This window comes from Streptomyces sp. NPDC093586, from assembly GCF_044764905.1.
In the GTDB taxonomy this organism is placed as follows: Bacteria; Actinomycetota; Actinomycetes; order Streptomycetales; family Streptomycetaceae; genus Streptomyces.
Genome location: NZ_JBIWJA010000017.1, coordinates 86946 through 101096 on the forward strand (window position 1 = coordinate 86946; position 14151 = coordinate 101096).

Below are 14151 nucleotides of genomic sequence, written 5' to 3' on the forward strand. Positions count from 1 at the left end.
TGGGACGACGGGGTGGGGACGGGCCGGCGGTGGTGCGCCGCGGGCCGGACTACGGGCGGACCTCGCGGTCCTGGTCGGTCGGGGCGGGGGAGGGCCGGGCGAGACCCCGCGCTGACTCCTCGTACTGCTCCCTGGTGGGTGCGGGCACGGTCAGCGGGCGGTGGCCCGGGGGTGGTGGGGCCAGCCCGTCGAAGACGACGTCGAGGTAGCGCCGCCACAGCTCGGGCACGGTGGCGTGCAGCGGAGCGGCGGCCTGCCGCACACCGCCCAGCAGCAGGAGGATGTCCGTCGCGGTGACGTCCGCGCGCACCGCGCCCTGCCGCTGGGCGCGGCTCACCAGCTGCTCCACGGCGGTGATCAGCCGCTCCTCGACCTCGCGGACCTCCGGGTGGGAGCGCGGTGCCAGCGAGAGCGACTCGAAGAACCCGCGGTCGCCGATGTACACCGCCGCGGTGCTCGCCATGAAGGAGTGGAGGGCCCTTCCGGCGTCCTCCTCGTCGAGCAGTGACTCGGCCTCTGCGGCGAGTTCGGCGAACCGCTCCCGGACGACAGCCGCCACGAGGTGGTCCTTGGTGGGGAAGCAGCGGAAGCTCGTCCCTTTGCCGAGCCCCGCCTCCCGCACGATCCGCGAGATGGGAACTCCCAGGCCGTGCTCGGCGAAGGCACGGGTGGCCGCCTCCACCAGCAGCCGCTGGTTGCGCACCGCGTCGGTGCGTGAACGCGGGGACGTACGCGTGGACACGGAATCTCTCACTCCTGGTCTCGGGCGGCGCCCTGCGGCTCCTCGGCGGCGTGGTGGTGGCTCGTCGTCCGCCGCGGTTCCACGTCGCCCGGCAAGGCCAGGTGCCCGTGCCGCGGCGATGCCGTCGAGGCCCACCGGACGTCGGGCACGGGCGTGCTCACGGACGTGTCACTTCCTGGCGCTCTTCGGCAGCATGACGGGGATGCCCCGCAGCACCGGGAAGGTGTGGCCGCACTCCCGGCAGGTCAGGGATTCGGCGGTCTCGTCGTACCGCAGTCCCGCGTCGGGGTGGTCCGGACAGGCCAGGACATCGAGGAGTTCGGTTTCGAGCGGCATGGTCGTTCTCCTTGTGAGGGCGGGCTCCGGCGCCCGCTGTTGCTGGGCGGGGACACGGGCGCGCGCGTAGTGGTCGCGCAGCTCCCGCTTGAGCACCTTGCCGAGGAAGCTGCGGGGCAGGGCGTCGGTCGTGAAGTACCGGACGGGGGACTTGGCGGCGGGCAACCGGGCGTCGGCGAAGCCGCGGACGCTGTCCAGCTCGTCCGGGGAGGACAGCACCAGCACCGCGCTCACCGCCTCGCCCCGTGCGGGGTCGGGCGTGCCGATCACGGCCGCCTCCCGGACCGCGGGGTGTTCGTAGAGCACGGCCTCCACCTCGATGCTGGAGACCAGGTCGCCGTCCGAGCGGATCGCGTCCGCCGCCCGGTCGAAGAAGTGCAGATCACCGTCCTCGTCCAGCCACCCCAGGTCCGTCATACGGGTCCACTCGCCGATGTGGAACCGCTTGTCGAGGGTGGTGTCGAGGTAGCGGCGCTTGGGGGCCTCGCTGTGCAGCCATATCTCTCCGACCCGGCCCGTGGGCAGGGAGTTTCCCTGCTCGTCGGCTATCCGAACACGGGTGCCGTGCGCGGGGCGGCCCAGGGAGAGGGGCTTGGCCGGGTCGAAGACGTTCAGGACCACGGCCGGCGACGCCTCCAGCGAGGTGTACGCGGTCGCCAGCTGGGCTCCCGGCAGCATCGCGAGCAGCTCGACGGCGACCGCCGGCGGAAAGGCGGACGACGCGCTGGTCACGGTGTGCACACTGCTCAGGTCGTACCGCTCGTGCACCCGGGCCCGTACCAGGGTGAGTGCCGTCGCCGGGGTGATCATGACCGAGCCGACGCGGTAGCGCTGGATCAGTTCGGCCGTGCGCTCGGGGGAGTCGGGCAGGACGGTGAGCAACGTACTGCGCGACAGCAGTGGCAGCGAGATGGTGCCCTGGCTGGACGAGGTGCCCAGGGGCATGGCGGCCAGCAGGTACTCGGACTCCCCGAGGGTGTCGATGGTGGGGCGCGCCCGCCCGTACATCATGTTGCTGTGCGTCACCGTGATGGCCTTGGCCGGCCCGGTGGTGCCCGAGGTGTAGAGGATGTCGGCGACGGCGTCGGTGACCGTGCCGCGCGGCGGCGGGCCGGGCTCTCCCGCCTCCAGTTCCGCGACGGTCGCGGTCCAGCCGGTGAAGCCCGCGGGCGGCCGCAGCGCGGCACCGTGCACGATGCCGTTGACCCCGCACTCCTCCAGCCTGCGGGCGACCTCCTCGGGGGGCATGGTGTCGTTGAAGTGCACCGTGGTCGCGCCGGTCCGCTGCGCGGCGTGGTACGCCACGGCGTAGTCCGCCCAGTCGAGGCCGCTGAAGAGCAGGGCGACCTGGCACAGGCGGGCCTCGCCTAGGCGGAGCAGGCCGTTCGCGGCCGCGTCCGCGCGGCGGTCCCACTCGCCGTACGTCAGCGTGAGGCCCCCGTCGACCGTGAGCGCCACGCCGCCGAAGTCCTCGGCGGCCCGCTCACGGAGCAGGTCGGTGAAGGTGAAGTCGGGCGCTGTGTCCCTGGGAATGGCGGTCCGGGAATCCACGTGGTCCCCCTGACGGGTCAGTCCTTGACGAGGACGGTGAGCGGAACGCGCCACACCTGGTGTCGTTCCCGGTCGGGTTCGGGCAGGGCGCGCAGCGCCGCGGCGACGGGTACGACGAGCCGCTGCCAGGTGTCGCCGTCGACATCCTTCAGGTAGGACCACACGCGGCCCTCGATGCTGTCGGCGTACTGGTTGGGCGACAGGTCGATCTCGTACGGGTTCACCGCCGCCTCCTCCAGCACCCGCAGCCCCGCCTTGGCGGCGGCGGCCGCGAGCCGCTCGGGGGTGTCGGGCACCTCGGGCTTGAGGACGTTGAGCGGCGCCTCGGCCTCGACGAGCTCGTCGGGCTCGGCGACCGGCACGCCGTGCACGGTCACCAGCCGCCCGCCCGGGGCGAGGACGCGCGCCGTCTCGGCGAGGACCCGGTCCATGTCGTCCACCACGTGCAGGACGTGCACCATCACGACGTTCGCCAGGGAGGACGAGGCGAAAGGCAGGGCGTGTGCGTCGCCCAGGGCGACCCGCCCGCCCAGGCGGCTGTGGGCGCGGGAGACCATCTCGGGTGCCAGTTCCACACCGATGACGGAGTGTCCTAGCTCGCGCAGGCCGACGGCGACCAGCCCGGTGCCCAGGCCGATGTCCAGAACGGTTCCGGGCAGAAGATGGGGAGAGAGGTCCTCGGCTGCCTTGCGCCCTCGTTCCAGGCCGCCGTGGTAAGCGTCGTACTCGTCGGCGGCCGTGTCGAACGACAGCGACTCGGCGGTGACTTGCGGCATGGGCGTGCTCTCCAATCCGGGCGGGACACCCTGGCACCGGCACCCGCCGCTGTTCGGACTAAGAGGACCGAGCGGTCCGCTTGCGGGGGAGTGTAGTGGAGCGGGGGTACCCGGGCGTTGCCCAACTTTGAGCAGAGGCCGCCGCAGTGGCCGGTTAACGTGCTCGCACCGTCGGGACCGAATGTGACGCACGGCTGTCCGGCGTCCGCCGGACAGCCGTGCGGGAAGGGATTTCGACAACATGGCGTGGTCTTTCGTCCCACCGGCCGCAGAGCAGGTCGACCATCCCGCCGAGGAGTTGCTCAACTCGGCGAACGCGGGCTTGATAATCCACCGAGTCGGCCAGATCTCCTACGAATTCCGCAAGGAGGCCCGTTCCTTCGCGCGGGATCTCCAGTTCTTCACCAACAAGTCGCTGCATCCCTATGCGACGACTCTGCTGTACGAGGAGTTGTTCGGCGTACAGGACAGAATGCACTGGCTCATTCACATGCGGGCGCCCAACGACTACGGGCGGCTGCTGGAAATGGTGGACCACGACTCCGAGTTCCAGGAGGTCTCCACCTCCGACCGGCTCAGCGACCGGGGCGGCGGCAACTGGGAGAGGATGTTCGTCGAGGGGTCGTTCCAGGAGAAGGTGATCGTCCCCCAGCACGGCTTCACCCACGCCGACGGCCAGGAGCTGGACGGCCTGTTCGCGACGCCGGCCCGCTTCCAGACCGGGCAGTCCCCCGAGAACATGCTGCACAGCGCCAACGCCCGCGTCGTCGTCCACCGAACCGGCCAGGTGAGGTTCGCGCTCCGCAAGGAGGGGCGGAAATTCGCCATGGAATGGCTCGCCCGGGTCAACGAGCGACTGGAGGGACACGCCACGGTCTTCCTCTACGAGGAGCAGTGGGGCAAGCAAGACCGCCTGCACTGGCTGATCCATCTGCGCACGCTCGACGACTACCGGCGCATCGTGGAACTGGAGGCCGAGGACGCCCGCCTGCGCGAACTGCTGTCCGCCCAGTGGGTCCCCGACCGCCACGGCGGAGGGAACTGGGGGCGGATGTTCCTCGACGGCACGTTCCAGGACACCGTGCTGGTGCCGCACTACCCGGGTGCGGCGGGCGGCAGCTGAATGGACGTCGGGATCGAGGCGATCAACGCCTACGTCGGCAGGGCCTCGCTGGACACCCGGACCCTGTTCGAGGCGCGCGGTCTGGACATGCGGCGGTTCGGCAACCTGATGATGCGCCAGAAGTCGGTGAACCTGCCCTGCGAGGACGCGGTCACCAACGCCGTCAACGCGGCCAGGCCGCTCGTGGACGCCCTCACCCCCGACGAGCGGGACCGCATCGAACTGGTCGTCGTCGGCACCGAGTCCGGGCTGGACTTCGGCAAGCCGCTGAGCACCTACGTCCACGACGCGCTGGGACTCGGCAGGCGCTGCCGCTCGTTCGAGACCAAGCACGCCTGCTACGGGGGCACCGCCGCGCTGCGGACCGCCGCCGGCATCCTGTCCGCCGGGAGCGACCCGGAGGCGAAGGCGCTGGTCGTGGCCGCCGACGCCGCCAGCGCGGCGGCCCGCGACACCTACTGGGAACCCTCGCAGGGGGCGGGCGCGGTTGCCATGGTCGTCGGCAGCCGGCCGCGGATCCTCGCCCTCGACGCCGGCGCCAGCGGCTTCCACAGCTACGAGGTCATGGACACCCTCCGTCCCCGGCCCGATCTGGAGGCCGGGGACTCCGACCTGTCGCTGCTGTCCTACATGACCTGCCTGGAGCACAGCTACCGGCACTACGCGGAACGCGTCGTCGGCGCGGACATCGCCGAGACCTTCGACCGCCTGGTGCTGCACACCCCGTTCGCCGGCATGGTCAAGGGCGCGCACCGCACCCTGCTGCGCCGGCTCAAGGGCTGGTCCGCGGAGAAGGTCGAGGCCGACTTCGAGCGCCGTACCGCCGCCTCGCTCGCCTACTGCACACGGGTCGGCAACGTCTACTCCGCCGCGCTGTACCTCGCCCTGTGCTCCCTGGTGGACCAGGACGGGCCCGACGTCGGCGCACGCAGGGTGGGCATGTTCTCCTACGGCTCCGGGTGCGCTTCGGAGTTTTACAGCGGCGTGGTGCCCGCCGGGGCGGCCGAAGAGCTCGCGGCCATGGACATCGCGGGTGCCATCGAGGACCGCCACCCGCTGACGATGGCGGAGTACGAGGTGATCGCCGACGGCGCCGCGCAGCGGATGTGCGGAGTCCGCGACCAGGTGTTCGACCCCGCCTCCTACGCGGAGGTGTACGAGAGCAGGTTCGAAGGGTGTGGCCTGCTGGTGCTCGACGAGATCCGGGACTTCCACCGGAGGTACCGGTGGACATGACCCCCGGCGGCTCCGGCATGACCGCCCACGAGACGCTGAGCCTGGCTTACGACCGCGGAATGCTCACCGTCCGGCTCACCCGGCCCGAGCGGCAGAACAGCATCACCGCCACCCTGCTCGCCGAACTGGGCGTGGCCCTCGACCTCGCCGAACGCACCGAGGACTGCCGTCTGGTGGTGCTGGAGGCGGAAGGCGGCACCTTCTGCAGCGGCATGGACCTGTACGACGCCGCCGGCACCGGTGCCGGCGGCCCGGACGCGAGCCGGGGCGGCACCGAGTACTACGCCCTGCTCGAACGGCTGACCTCGGTGGGCCGGATCGTGGTCGCCCGGGTCGACGGCCAGGTCGTCGGCGGCGGTGTGGGACTGGTGGCGGCGTGCGACTTCGTCTACGCGACCGGACGGAGCCAGTTCAGCCTCCCGGAGGCGCTGTGGGGACTGATGCCCTGCTCCGTCCTCCCCTTCCTCATCCGCCGCGTCGGTTTCCAGCGGGCCCACACGATGGCCCTGAGCACCCTGCCGGTGGGAGCCGTCGAGGCCGAGCGGTGCCGGCTGGTGGACGAGGTCACCGAGGACGCGTGGCCCTCCCTGCGCCGTCTGCTCTTCCGCGCGTCGAGGTTCGACCAGGCCGTTGTCGGAGACCTCAAGCGGTACATGCGCCGCCTGTGGATCGTCGACGAGGGCACACGGGAGTACGCGGTCGGCGAGTTCGCTCGCCTGATGTCCTCCGACGCGGTCCGCCGGAGGATCGCGGAGTTCGCGTCGGGGCAGGCGGCCACGAGGTTCTCGGCGGACCGTCCATGACGGACGAGGAAGGGGTTGCGGTGCACGCCTGGCTCTTTCCCGGACAGGGTTCGCAGCGTCGCGGGATGGGTGCCGATGTCCTGGGGCGGTTCCCGGAGCACGTGGCGGCGGCGGACGGCATCCTCGGGCTCTCGGTGGCGGACCTGTGCCTGCGCGATCCCCAGGGGCTGCTGCGCGACACGAGGTACGCCCAGCCGGCGATGTTCGTCGTGGAGGCGCTCACGGCCCTGGCGGCCCGTGCGGACGGGGCCGCGCCGCCCGGCGTCCTGGCCGGGCACAGCCTCGGAGAGTACGCCGCGCTGTTCACCGCCGGCTGCTTCGACTTCGAGACCGGGGTGAGACTGGTCCAACGGCGGGGCGAGCTGATGGCGCGCTGCATCGGGGGCGGGATGCTCGCGGTGGTGGGGCTGTCGCTTGCGGAGGTGAGCGAAGTGCTGGAGCGGTACGGGGCCGTGGCCGTGGACGTCGCCAACCACAACACCGGGACACAGGTGGTGCTCGCCGGTCCGCTGGACGCGCTGGGCGAGGTGGCCGCCCGGCTCAAGGAGGAGCGTGCCGCCCGGAGCGTGCCGCTGAACGTCAGCGCCCCCTTCCACTCCCGCTACATGCGTCAGGCTGCGGACGGCTTCGCCGACTTCGTGGCCCGGTTCCGCCTCCGGGAGCCGGACACACCGGTCATCGCCAACGCGACCGCACGGCCGTACGGGCCCGACGTCGCGGGGACACTCGTCCGGCAGATCGCCGAACCCGTCCAGTGGGCCCGCACCATGCGCCACCTGCTGGACCTCGGCACCCGCGAAGTGACCGAGCAGGGACCCGGCACGGTGCTCACCGACCTGTGGCGCACGGCCCGACGCGAGCACGACGCGGCAGGGACGGCGTCCGGGGCGGTGCCTGCGGCATCCGGCGCGGTACCGGTCCCGTCCGGCGCCCTACCGGTGGCGCCCGCCGTCGCCCCGCCGGTGAGCCGGAGCGTCGGCGGAGCGGGGAGCCCCGAGCCCATGGCGCGGGAGCACCCGCTTGTGCGCTTCGATGCCGAACGGCTGGGGAGTGCGGAGTTCCGCCGGGACTACGGCATCCGCTACGCCTACCTCGCCGGCTCCATGTACCAGGGCATCTCCTCGACCGACCTCGTGCTGCGCATGGGAAGGGCCGGCCTGCTCGGCTTCTTCGGCTCCGGCGGACTGCGCACGGAGGAGGTCGACGCGGCGCTGCGCCTGCTGGCCCGGGAATCAGGCCCGGACCGGCGGTACGGCGCCAATCTGCTGCACACGCCGGACGATCCGGCCCGCGAGGAGCAGCTGGCCGACCTCCTCCTGCGGCACGAGGTGCGCTTCGTGGAGGCGGCGGGGTTCGCCCGGATCACCCCCGCACTCGTGCGGCTGCGCTTCAGCGGTGCGCACCGCGACCGCCAGGGCCGCCCGGTGGCCGGGCGGCACGTGGTGGCGAAAGTGTCCCGCCCGGAGGTCGCCGAGGCGTTCGCCGCCCCCGCTCCCAGCGCGCTCCTGGACGGGCTCGTGGCGAACGGCCGCCTCACCGCCGAGGAGGCGGGTATCGCCCGGGAACTCCCGGTCAGCGGCGACCTGTGCGTGGAGGCGGACTCCGGCGGGCACACCGACGGCGGGGCCGCGCTCACCCTCTTCCCCACGATCGCCCGGCTGCGGGAGTCCGCACCGGCGGCCCACGGCCGACCGTGGCGCATCAAGGTCGGCGCGGCCGGCGGACTCGGCACGCCCGAGGCGGTGGCGGCCGCGTTCCTGATGGGCGCCGACTTCGTGCTGACCGGCTCGGTGAACCAGTGCTCCCCGGAAGCGGGCACCGCGGACGAGGTGAAGCGGCTGCTGGCCCGGATCGGCGTGCAGGACACCACGTACGCGCCGGCGGGCGACATGTTCGAACTGGGGGCACGCGTCCAGGTGGTGCGCAGGGGGACGCTGTTCGCCGCCCGCGCCAACAAGCTGTACCAGCTCTACCAGCGGCACGGATCGCTGGAGGACCTGGAGGAGGCCACCCGGCGGTCGCTGGAGGACCAGTGCTTCGGCCGCCCGCTCGACGAGGTCTGGCGGGAGACGGCGCGCTACCTCGCCGCGACGCGCCCCGACGAGCTGGCGCGCGCCGAGGCGAATCCGCGGCACCGGATGGCCCTGGTCTTCCGCTGGTATTTCGTGCACTCCACCCGGGCGGCCCTGAGGGGGGATCCCGAGGAGCGCGTCAATTACCAGATCCACTGCGGTCCGGCGATGGGCGCGTTCAACCGGTTCGTCGCCGGAACGGAACTGGCCGACTGGCGCCGGCGCCATGTGGACGTGATAGCGAAGCGCCTGATGACCGGTGCGGCCGACGTGCTGACCGACCGCCTGCGCCAACTGGCCGGTGACGAGCCCTCGCCGACTCGCGAGAACGCGGCCGGTTCCGAGGGTGCGCAATAGTGAGCAGCCATCGAATTCTCCCGTGAATAACGTCCTGAGCAAGCTTCATGAAATGCAGTCGGCGGTCGTTGGCTTGTCCGGGCAGGGGGTTTTGTGAGCGCTGGAAAGAATTCTGGAGCCGAAAGGGTCGATGGGCCGGATCGGATAATTCCGTCGGCTCAGTACCAGACATCGGTCTCGGCCGAGAAGCTCCTCCACTCGGCCAACAGCGGAATGATCGTGGAACGTACCGCGCAGGTGCGCAGTGAGTTCCACTCCGAGTCCCGTCGATTCGCCCGGGAACTGGCCGAGTACATCAACACCAGGTACCAGGAGATCGCCGGAGTCTTCGTGTACGAGGAGACCTTCGGCACCAAGGACCTCGTCCACTGGCTGATCCACCTGGAGTCCATGGACCAGTACGAGACCCTGGTCCGGATGGGCAGCCTCGACGAGGACTACCGGGAGCTGTTCGGCCGGCAGTGGATCGCCGACGAGAAGGGCGGCGGTGGCTGGCACCGGATGTTCCTCGACGGCACCCTGCGGGAGACGGTGCTGCTGCCCCAGTTCTGGGGGATGTACGGCACGCGTGCCGACGGCGAGCTGGAGCGGCAGAGCGAGGTGTACCGGCGGCGGGGCACCGAGGTGATCCTGCCGCCCGCCCGCCATCAGACCACGCAGCCCGACGATCTGCTGCTGCACTCGGGCAACGCGGGCATCCTGATCCACCGCACGGCCGAGATCCTCTACGACTTCAGGTCCGAGGCACGCCAGTTCGCGCGCGAGGCGGCGGAGGCCATCAACGACAATCTGGCGGGCGAGGCCACGGTCCTCCTCTACGAGGAGGCCTTCGGCCCGATGGACCGCATCCACTGGCTCATCCACATGCGGTCGCTGAGCACCTACCAGAGGCTGCTGCAGCTGCACGTGCAGAACGAGAGCGTGCGGGACATCTTCTTCCGCGAGCGCGCTCCCGAGAAGGGGGGCGTCACCTGGGCCAAGATGTTCGTGCAGGGCAGCTACCTGGACACCGCGCTCACTCCCCACCACTGGGGCCTGTACGCCACCGAGAGGCAGACCGGGCAGTCGGCGGGGACGGCCCCCGGCGGGGAAGGAGCGTCACGGTGAACGGCCGCTGCCTGCACGAGATCTTCGCCGACCGCGTGCGCGAGGCGCCCGAGCGGACGGCGGTCACCGCCCCCGACGGCGAGCTCACCTACGCCGAACTCGGCGCCCGCGCCAGGGCTCTGGCGGCGCGGCTGACCGAAGCCGGGGTGTCCCCCGGGACGCTCGTCGGACTGTGCGCGCACCGCGGCTCCGAACTGGTCGTCGGCGTACTGGGCATCCTCATGGCGGGCGGAGCCTACGTCCCGCTCGACCCCGACTACCCGCCGGCCCGCCTCGGTCACCTGCTGGACGACACCAAGGTGCCGGTCGTGGCCGCCACCGACCGTGCCGCACGGGCCCTTCCGGACGGGACGGCGGCGGAGATCGTGCCGATCACCGCCCCCGGGGACGGGCACGGCGCCCCAGAGACGACGCCGGCCGCCCTCGGGGACGACAGCCTCGCGTACGTGATCCACACCTCCGGTTCCACCGGGCAGCCCAAGGGCGTGCTGGTCGAGCACCGCAACGTCGTCCGGCTCTTCACCTCCTCGGCCGAGGTGTTCGGATTCGGCCCGCAGGATGTCTGGACGCTCTTCCACTCGGTGAGCTTCGACTTCTCCGTGTGGGAGATCTGGGGCGCCCTGCTGCACGGCGGCCGGCTCGTCGTCGTACCGCAGGAGACGACGCGGATCCCCGCCGACCTGCTCGCTCTGCTGGCCGCGGAGCGGGTCACCGTCCTCAGCCAGACGCCCTCGGCCTTCCGGCAGCTGGCCGCCGCCGACGAAGCCGCCGCCGGGCGCCGGGACGGGGCTCTGGCCCTGCGGCTGGTGGTCTTCGGAGGGGAGCGGCTGGACGTCCGCGAGGTGGCCGGCTGGCTGGACCGCCACGGCGACGAGCGGCCCAGGCTGGTCAACATGTACGGCATCACCGAGACCTGTGTGCACGTCACGCACCGCGAGATCCGCACGGCGGATCTGCGGGAGCCGGGGCACAGCCCCATCGGCGTACCGCTGCCCGATCTCGACGTGTGGCTGCTCGACGCCGAGGGGCGCCCGGTGCCGGACGGGGAGCCGGGTGAGATCTGGGTCTCCGGAGCGGGCGTGACGCGCGGTTACCTCAACCGCCCCGAACTGACGGCCGAGCGCTTTGTGACCCGCTCCCTCGGCGGCGCCCCGGCCGTGCGCTGCTACCGCTCGGGCGACCTGGCCGTGCGCACCGCCGAGGGCGAACTGCGCTACCTGGGCCGCAACGACGACCAGCTGAAGGTACGGGGCTACCGCATCGAACCGCACGAGGTCGAGGAGTGCCTCCTGGGCCACCCGGCGGTGACGGCGGCGGTGGTGGTCGACCACGACCACGGCGACGGCGACGTCCGCCTGGCGGCCTTCGTCGTGCCAGGAAGCGAGACCGGCGCCGCGGAGCGCGATGCCCTCCCCGAACGGCTCGCGGAGCTGGCCGCGACCGTCCTGCCCCGCCACCTGAGGCCCTCGGAGTACCGGGTGGCCGACGCGATCCCCCTGACCCCCCAGGGCAAGACCGACCGCGCCGCGCTGCGCCGGCTGCTGGAGCACCCCCCTGGTGACGCGGGGCCTTCCGCGGGCGGTCCGCAGGAGGCGGAGGGGACAAGGGCGGTGGTCTCGGCCGTCGTCGGCGAGGTCCTCGGCAACGCGCGGACACCCGGCCCGGACACCGACCTCTTCGAGGTGGGAGCCACCTCCCTGGCCTTCGTACGGATCATCGCCGGCGTCAACGAGCACTTCGGGCTGGAACTGACCGGCGGCGAACTGGACGGAGAGGCCACGATCGCGCGCATCGCCGCGTGTGTGGAGGAGCGCGTCGCGCACCGGGCCGACGGCAGGACCACCACCCACGACACCACCGCTAAGGAGCGGAAGTGACCGTTTCCGGAGAGAACCGCGTACACACGCTGTCCCGTCAGGAGCTGGAGAGCTTCCGGGCCAACGGCTACTTCGGGCCGTTCAAGGTCTACGAGCCGGAGGAGATGATCGGCAGCTGGCGGCGCGAGCGCCTCAACCTCATGGACCGCTCCATGGCGGTGTACGGCGACGAGGGCGCCGCGTCCGGCAACACCAACATCTCCAACTACGACCGCCACCTGGACTCGTCCTTCCTGGCGGACCATGTGTGCCACGAGCGGATCGTCGACCGGGTCGTGAGCGTGCTGGGGCCCGATGTCCTGTGCTGGCGCACCGAGTTCTTCCCCAAGTACCCGGGAGACGAGGGCACCGACTGGCACCAGGCCGACACCTTCGCCAACGCGTCCGGCACCCCGCAGATCCGCTGGCCGGACGAGCACAAGGAGTTCGGCGGGACGATCACGGTGTGGACGGCGTTCACCGAGGCCACGGTCGAGAACGGCTGCCTGCAGTTCATCCCCGGCACCCACCAGCAGATGAACTACGACGAGACCAAGCGGATGCACTACGACCCCGACCGCATCAACCAGGAGAGCAAGCAGGGCGTCAGGCGAGGGTTCTTCGGCTACGACTACCGCGAGCTCCAGAAGGACCCCGGGTTCGTCCCCGACGAGTCCAAGGCCGTCTCCATGGTGATGAAGCCGGGCGAGGCGATCATGTTCTGGTCCACGCTGATGCACGCCTCCCACCCGCACGACGGGAAGAGCGACCGGATGCGGATGGGCTTCGCCGCGCGCTACGTGCCCCCGTCGGTCCGCGTCTACCCGGACACCGAGGTCATCGAGGAGTACGGCGGCTCCGTCTCGCTGGAGCGTTACGGCGCCGTCGTCGTCGCGGGACAGGACGCCTACGGGCACAACCGGCTGACCGACCGCACCACCCGGGGCCATGCCTTCCGGGTCCGCTGACGGGACCGCTGTGCGGGGCGAGCCGGTGGCCCGGCTCGCCCGTGCGGCGCTGTCCCTGCGACCGCTGCTGGACGTCCTGCCCGCCCCCGTGCCCGTCGCCTGCGACCACGGAGGTGAAGCGGCGGACAGGCTGCTGCGGCGGATCACGGCCCGGCTCGCCCTGCCGGAGCTCGATCTGCGCAGTACGGCGGGCGGCGGGGAACCCGAGACGTTCCCGCGGATCGTCGGCGAGCGGCTCGGCCTGACCGGGCCGGTGCGCGACGACCTCCTCGGGGAGCCGGACGACCCCGCCGAGGTGGACCGGATCGTCGACGCCGCGGTCGCCGACGACTTCGACGGCTTCGGCACCCGGCTCACCGCCAAGGCGCCCGACGGGACACCGTTGCGGATCCACACGGCGGGCCGGCCCGGTCTCCCGGCGGTGGTGCTGGCCTCCGCCCCGGGGATGCCCGCGCGTCTCGCCGAGTGGTGGATGCGCGGCCTTGCCCCCTTCCACCACGTGGTCACGTGGGAGAGCCGGGGCCTGCCCGGCCCCCCGGGCGCGGCGGCGCCCGGCACGTACGACGTGGCGGAGCAGAGCGCCGACCTGGTGACGGCCATGGACAGCGCCGGGATGGCCCGGGCCCACGTCATCGGTCTGTGCGGCGGCGCGGTGCTCGCGGTGGCGGCGGCCGCGCTGCATCCGGAGCGGGTTGCCTCGCTCAGCCTGTGGCACGGTGATTTCGACCTGGGGCCCGAGGGCCCGAAGACCGAGCACCAGCGCAATCTGCAGGCCCTGATGGCGATGGTGAACGAGGGCCGGGCCCCGGCCGCGGCCATTCACGGGATGCTGTGCCGGACGATGAGCGGCAGTGTCCCCGCCGACCTCGCCCACCTGGTGCTCTACCCGTACGCCACCGTCGGACTGTTCTCCCGCTACTGCGCGCTGAACGGAGCGATCATGGGCACCGACGTGCGCCCCTACGTTTCCGCGGTGACCGCGCCGGCGCTCGTGGTGACGAGCACGGACGACAGCACCGCCCACCCGGCGGGATCCGCGTGGGTCGCCGAGCACCTGGACCGGGCCGAGTCCTGGATCCGGCCGCACGGGGACCACCTCTCGCTCTTCCGGGGAGCGGCCGATCTGCTGGGCCGCACGGCCGCCTTCCTCGCCCGGCACCCCGCACGGACCTGAGGTCCCCACCCACGCGCCCCACCCCGTACCGTGCCGCGAAGAAGGACGCA

General features: G+C 71.8%; 12 protein-coding genes. 8 read left to right on the top strand and 4 right to left on the bottom strand.

The features are described 5' to 3' along the window. Positions 1 to 49 precede the first annotated feature (49 nt). The 4 genes from ACIRFH_RS19525 to ACIRFH_RS19540 are packed head-to-tail and all read right to left on the bottom strand — an operon-like array spanning position 50 to position 3405. Positions 50 to 742, bottom strand: a complete 693-nt coding sequence (locus ACIRFH_RS19525; RefSeq protein ID WP_403522165.1) for a TetR/AcrR family transcriptional regulator — start codon at positions 740 to 742, stop codon at positions 50 to 52. Between the two features lie 8 nt (positions 743 to 750). Beyond that, entirely contained in the window at positions 751 to 903 is a 153-nt protein-coding gene (locus ACIRFH_RS19530; protein WP_159066235.1) for a hypothetical protein, read from the bottom strand. 7 nt (positions 904 to 910) lie between these two features. Next, a complete protein-coding gene (locus ACIRFH_RS19535; protein WP_403522167.1) occupies positions 911 to 2629 on the bottom strand; it encodes an AMP-binding protein in 1719 nt (572 codons plus the stop codon). 17 nt (positions 2630 to 2646) lie between these two features. Beyond that, positions 2647 to 3405, bottom strand: a complete 759-nt coding sequence (locus ACIRFH_RS19540; protein WP_403522169.1) for a class I SAM-dependent methyltransferase — start codon at positions 3403 to 3405, stop codon at positions 2647 to 2649. Positions 3406 to 3646: 241 nt separating this feature from the next. On the opposite strand from ACIRFH_RS19540, the gene ACIRFH_RS19545 reads away from it, so the two are divergent. From ACIRFH_RS19545 to ACIRFH_RS19580, 8 genes are all read left to right on the top strand, one after another. Further along, positions 3647 to 4528, top strand: a complete 882-nt coding sequence (locus ACIRFH_RS19545) for a DUF6039 family protein (RefSeq protein ID WP_403522171.1) — start codon at positions 3647 to 3649, stop codon at positions 4526 to 4528. Next, on the top strand, positions 4529 to 5764 hold the full coding sequence (locus tag ACIRFH_RS19550) for a hydroxymethylglutaryl-CoA synthase family protein (RefSeq protein WP_403522173.1): 1236 nt from the start codon (positions 4529 to 4531) through the stop codon (positions 5762 to 5764). After that, positions 5761 to 6567, top strand: a complete 807-nt coding sequence (locus ACIRFH_RS19555) for an enoyl-CoA hydratase-related protein (RefSeq protein WP_403522225.1) — start codon at positions 5761 to 5763, stop codon at positions 6565 to 6567. The genes ACIRFH_RS19550 and ACIRFH_RS19555 overlap by 4 nt, the downstream gene beginning before the upstream one ends. Beyond that, positions 6564 to 8996 (top strand): ACP S-malonyltransferase, encoded by a 2433-nt coding sequence (fabD, locus tag ACIRFH_RS19560; RefSeq protein ID WP_403522175.1) that lies wholly within the window; start codon positions 6564 to 6566, stop codon positions 8994 to 8996. The genes ACIRFH_RS19555 and fabD overlap by 4 nt, the downstream gene beginning before the upstream one ends. A 93-nt stretch (positions 8997 to 9089) precedes the next feature. Continuing rightward, the gene (locus ACIRFH_RS19565; protein ID WP_403522177.1) at positions 9090 to 10103 is read left to right on the top strand and encodes a DUF6039 family protein; all 1014 of its coding nucleotides are present in this window, start codon (positions 9090 to 9092) and stop codon (positions 10101 to 10103) included. Continuing rightward, the gene (locus tag ACIRFH_RS19570) at positions 10100 to 11980 is read left to right on the top strand and encodes an amino acid adenylation domain-containing protein (RefSeq protein ID WP_403522179.1); all 1881 of its coding nucleotides are present in this window, start codon (positions 10100 to 10102) and stop codon (positions 11978 to 11980) included. Before ACIRFH_RS19565 ends, ACIRFH_RS19570 begins: the two co-directional genes overlap by 4 nt. Continuing rightward, positions 11977 to 12927: a chlorinating enzyme gene (locus ACIRFH_RS19575; protein ID WP_403522181.1), complete on the top strand. Its 951-nt coding sequence runs from the start codon at positions 11977 to 11979 to the stop codon at positions 12925 to 12927. The genes ACIRFH_RS19570 and ACIRFH_RS19575 overlap by 4 nt, the downstream gene beginning before the upstream one ends. Next, positions 12908 to 14101 (top strand): alpha/beta fold hydrolase, encoded by a 1194-nt coding sequence (locus tag ACIRFH_RS19580; RefSeq protein WP_403522183.1) that lies wholly within the window; start codon positions 12908 to 12910, stop codon positions 14099 to 14101. Before ACIRFH_RS19575 ends, ACIRFH_RS19580 begins: the two co-directional genes overlap by 20 nt. The last annotated feature ends 50 nt before the right edge of the window (positions 14102 to 14151 follow it).

Bases quoted from the DNA above. Each gene is read 5' to 3' on its own strand.
- ACIRFH_RS19540 (WP_403522169.1), bottom strand. From the start codon at position 3,405: ATGCCGCAAGTCACCGCCGAGTCGCTGTCGTTCGACACGGCCGCCGAC.
- ACIRFH_RS19545 (WP_403522171.1), top strand. From the start codon at position 3,647: ATGGCGTGGTCTTTCGTCCCACCGGCCGCAGAGCAGGTCGACCATCCC.
- ACIRFH_RS19550 (WP_403522173.1), top strand. From the start codon at position 4,529: ATGGACGTCGGGATCGAGGCGATCAACGCCTACGTCGGCAGGGCCTCG.
- ACIRFH_RS19555 (WP_403522225.1), top strand. From the start codon at position 5,761: ATGACCCCCGGCGGCTCCGGCATGACCGCCCACGAGACGCTGAGCCTG.
- fabD (WP_403522175.1), top strand. From the start codon at position 6,564: ATGACGGACGAGGAAGGGGTTGCGGTGCACGCCTGGCTCTTTCCCGGA.
- ACIRFH_RS19580 (WP_403522183.1), top strand. From the start codon at position 12,908: ATGCCTTCCGGGTCCGCTGACGGGACCGCTGTGCGGGGCGAGCCGGTG.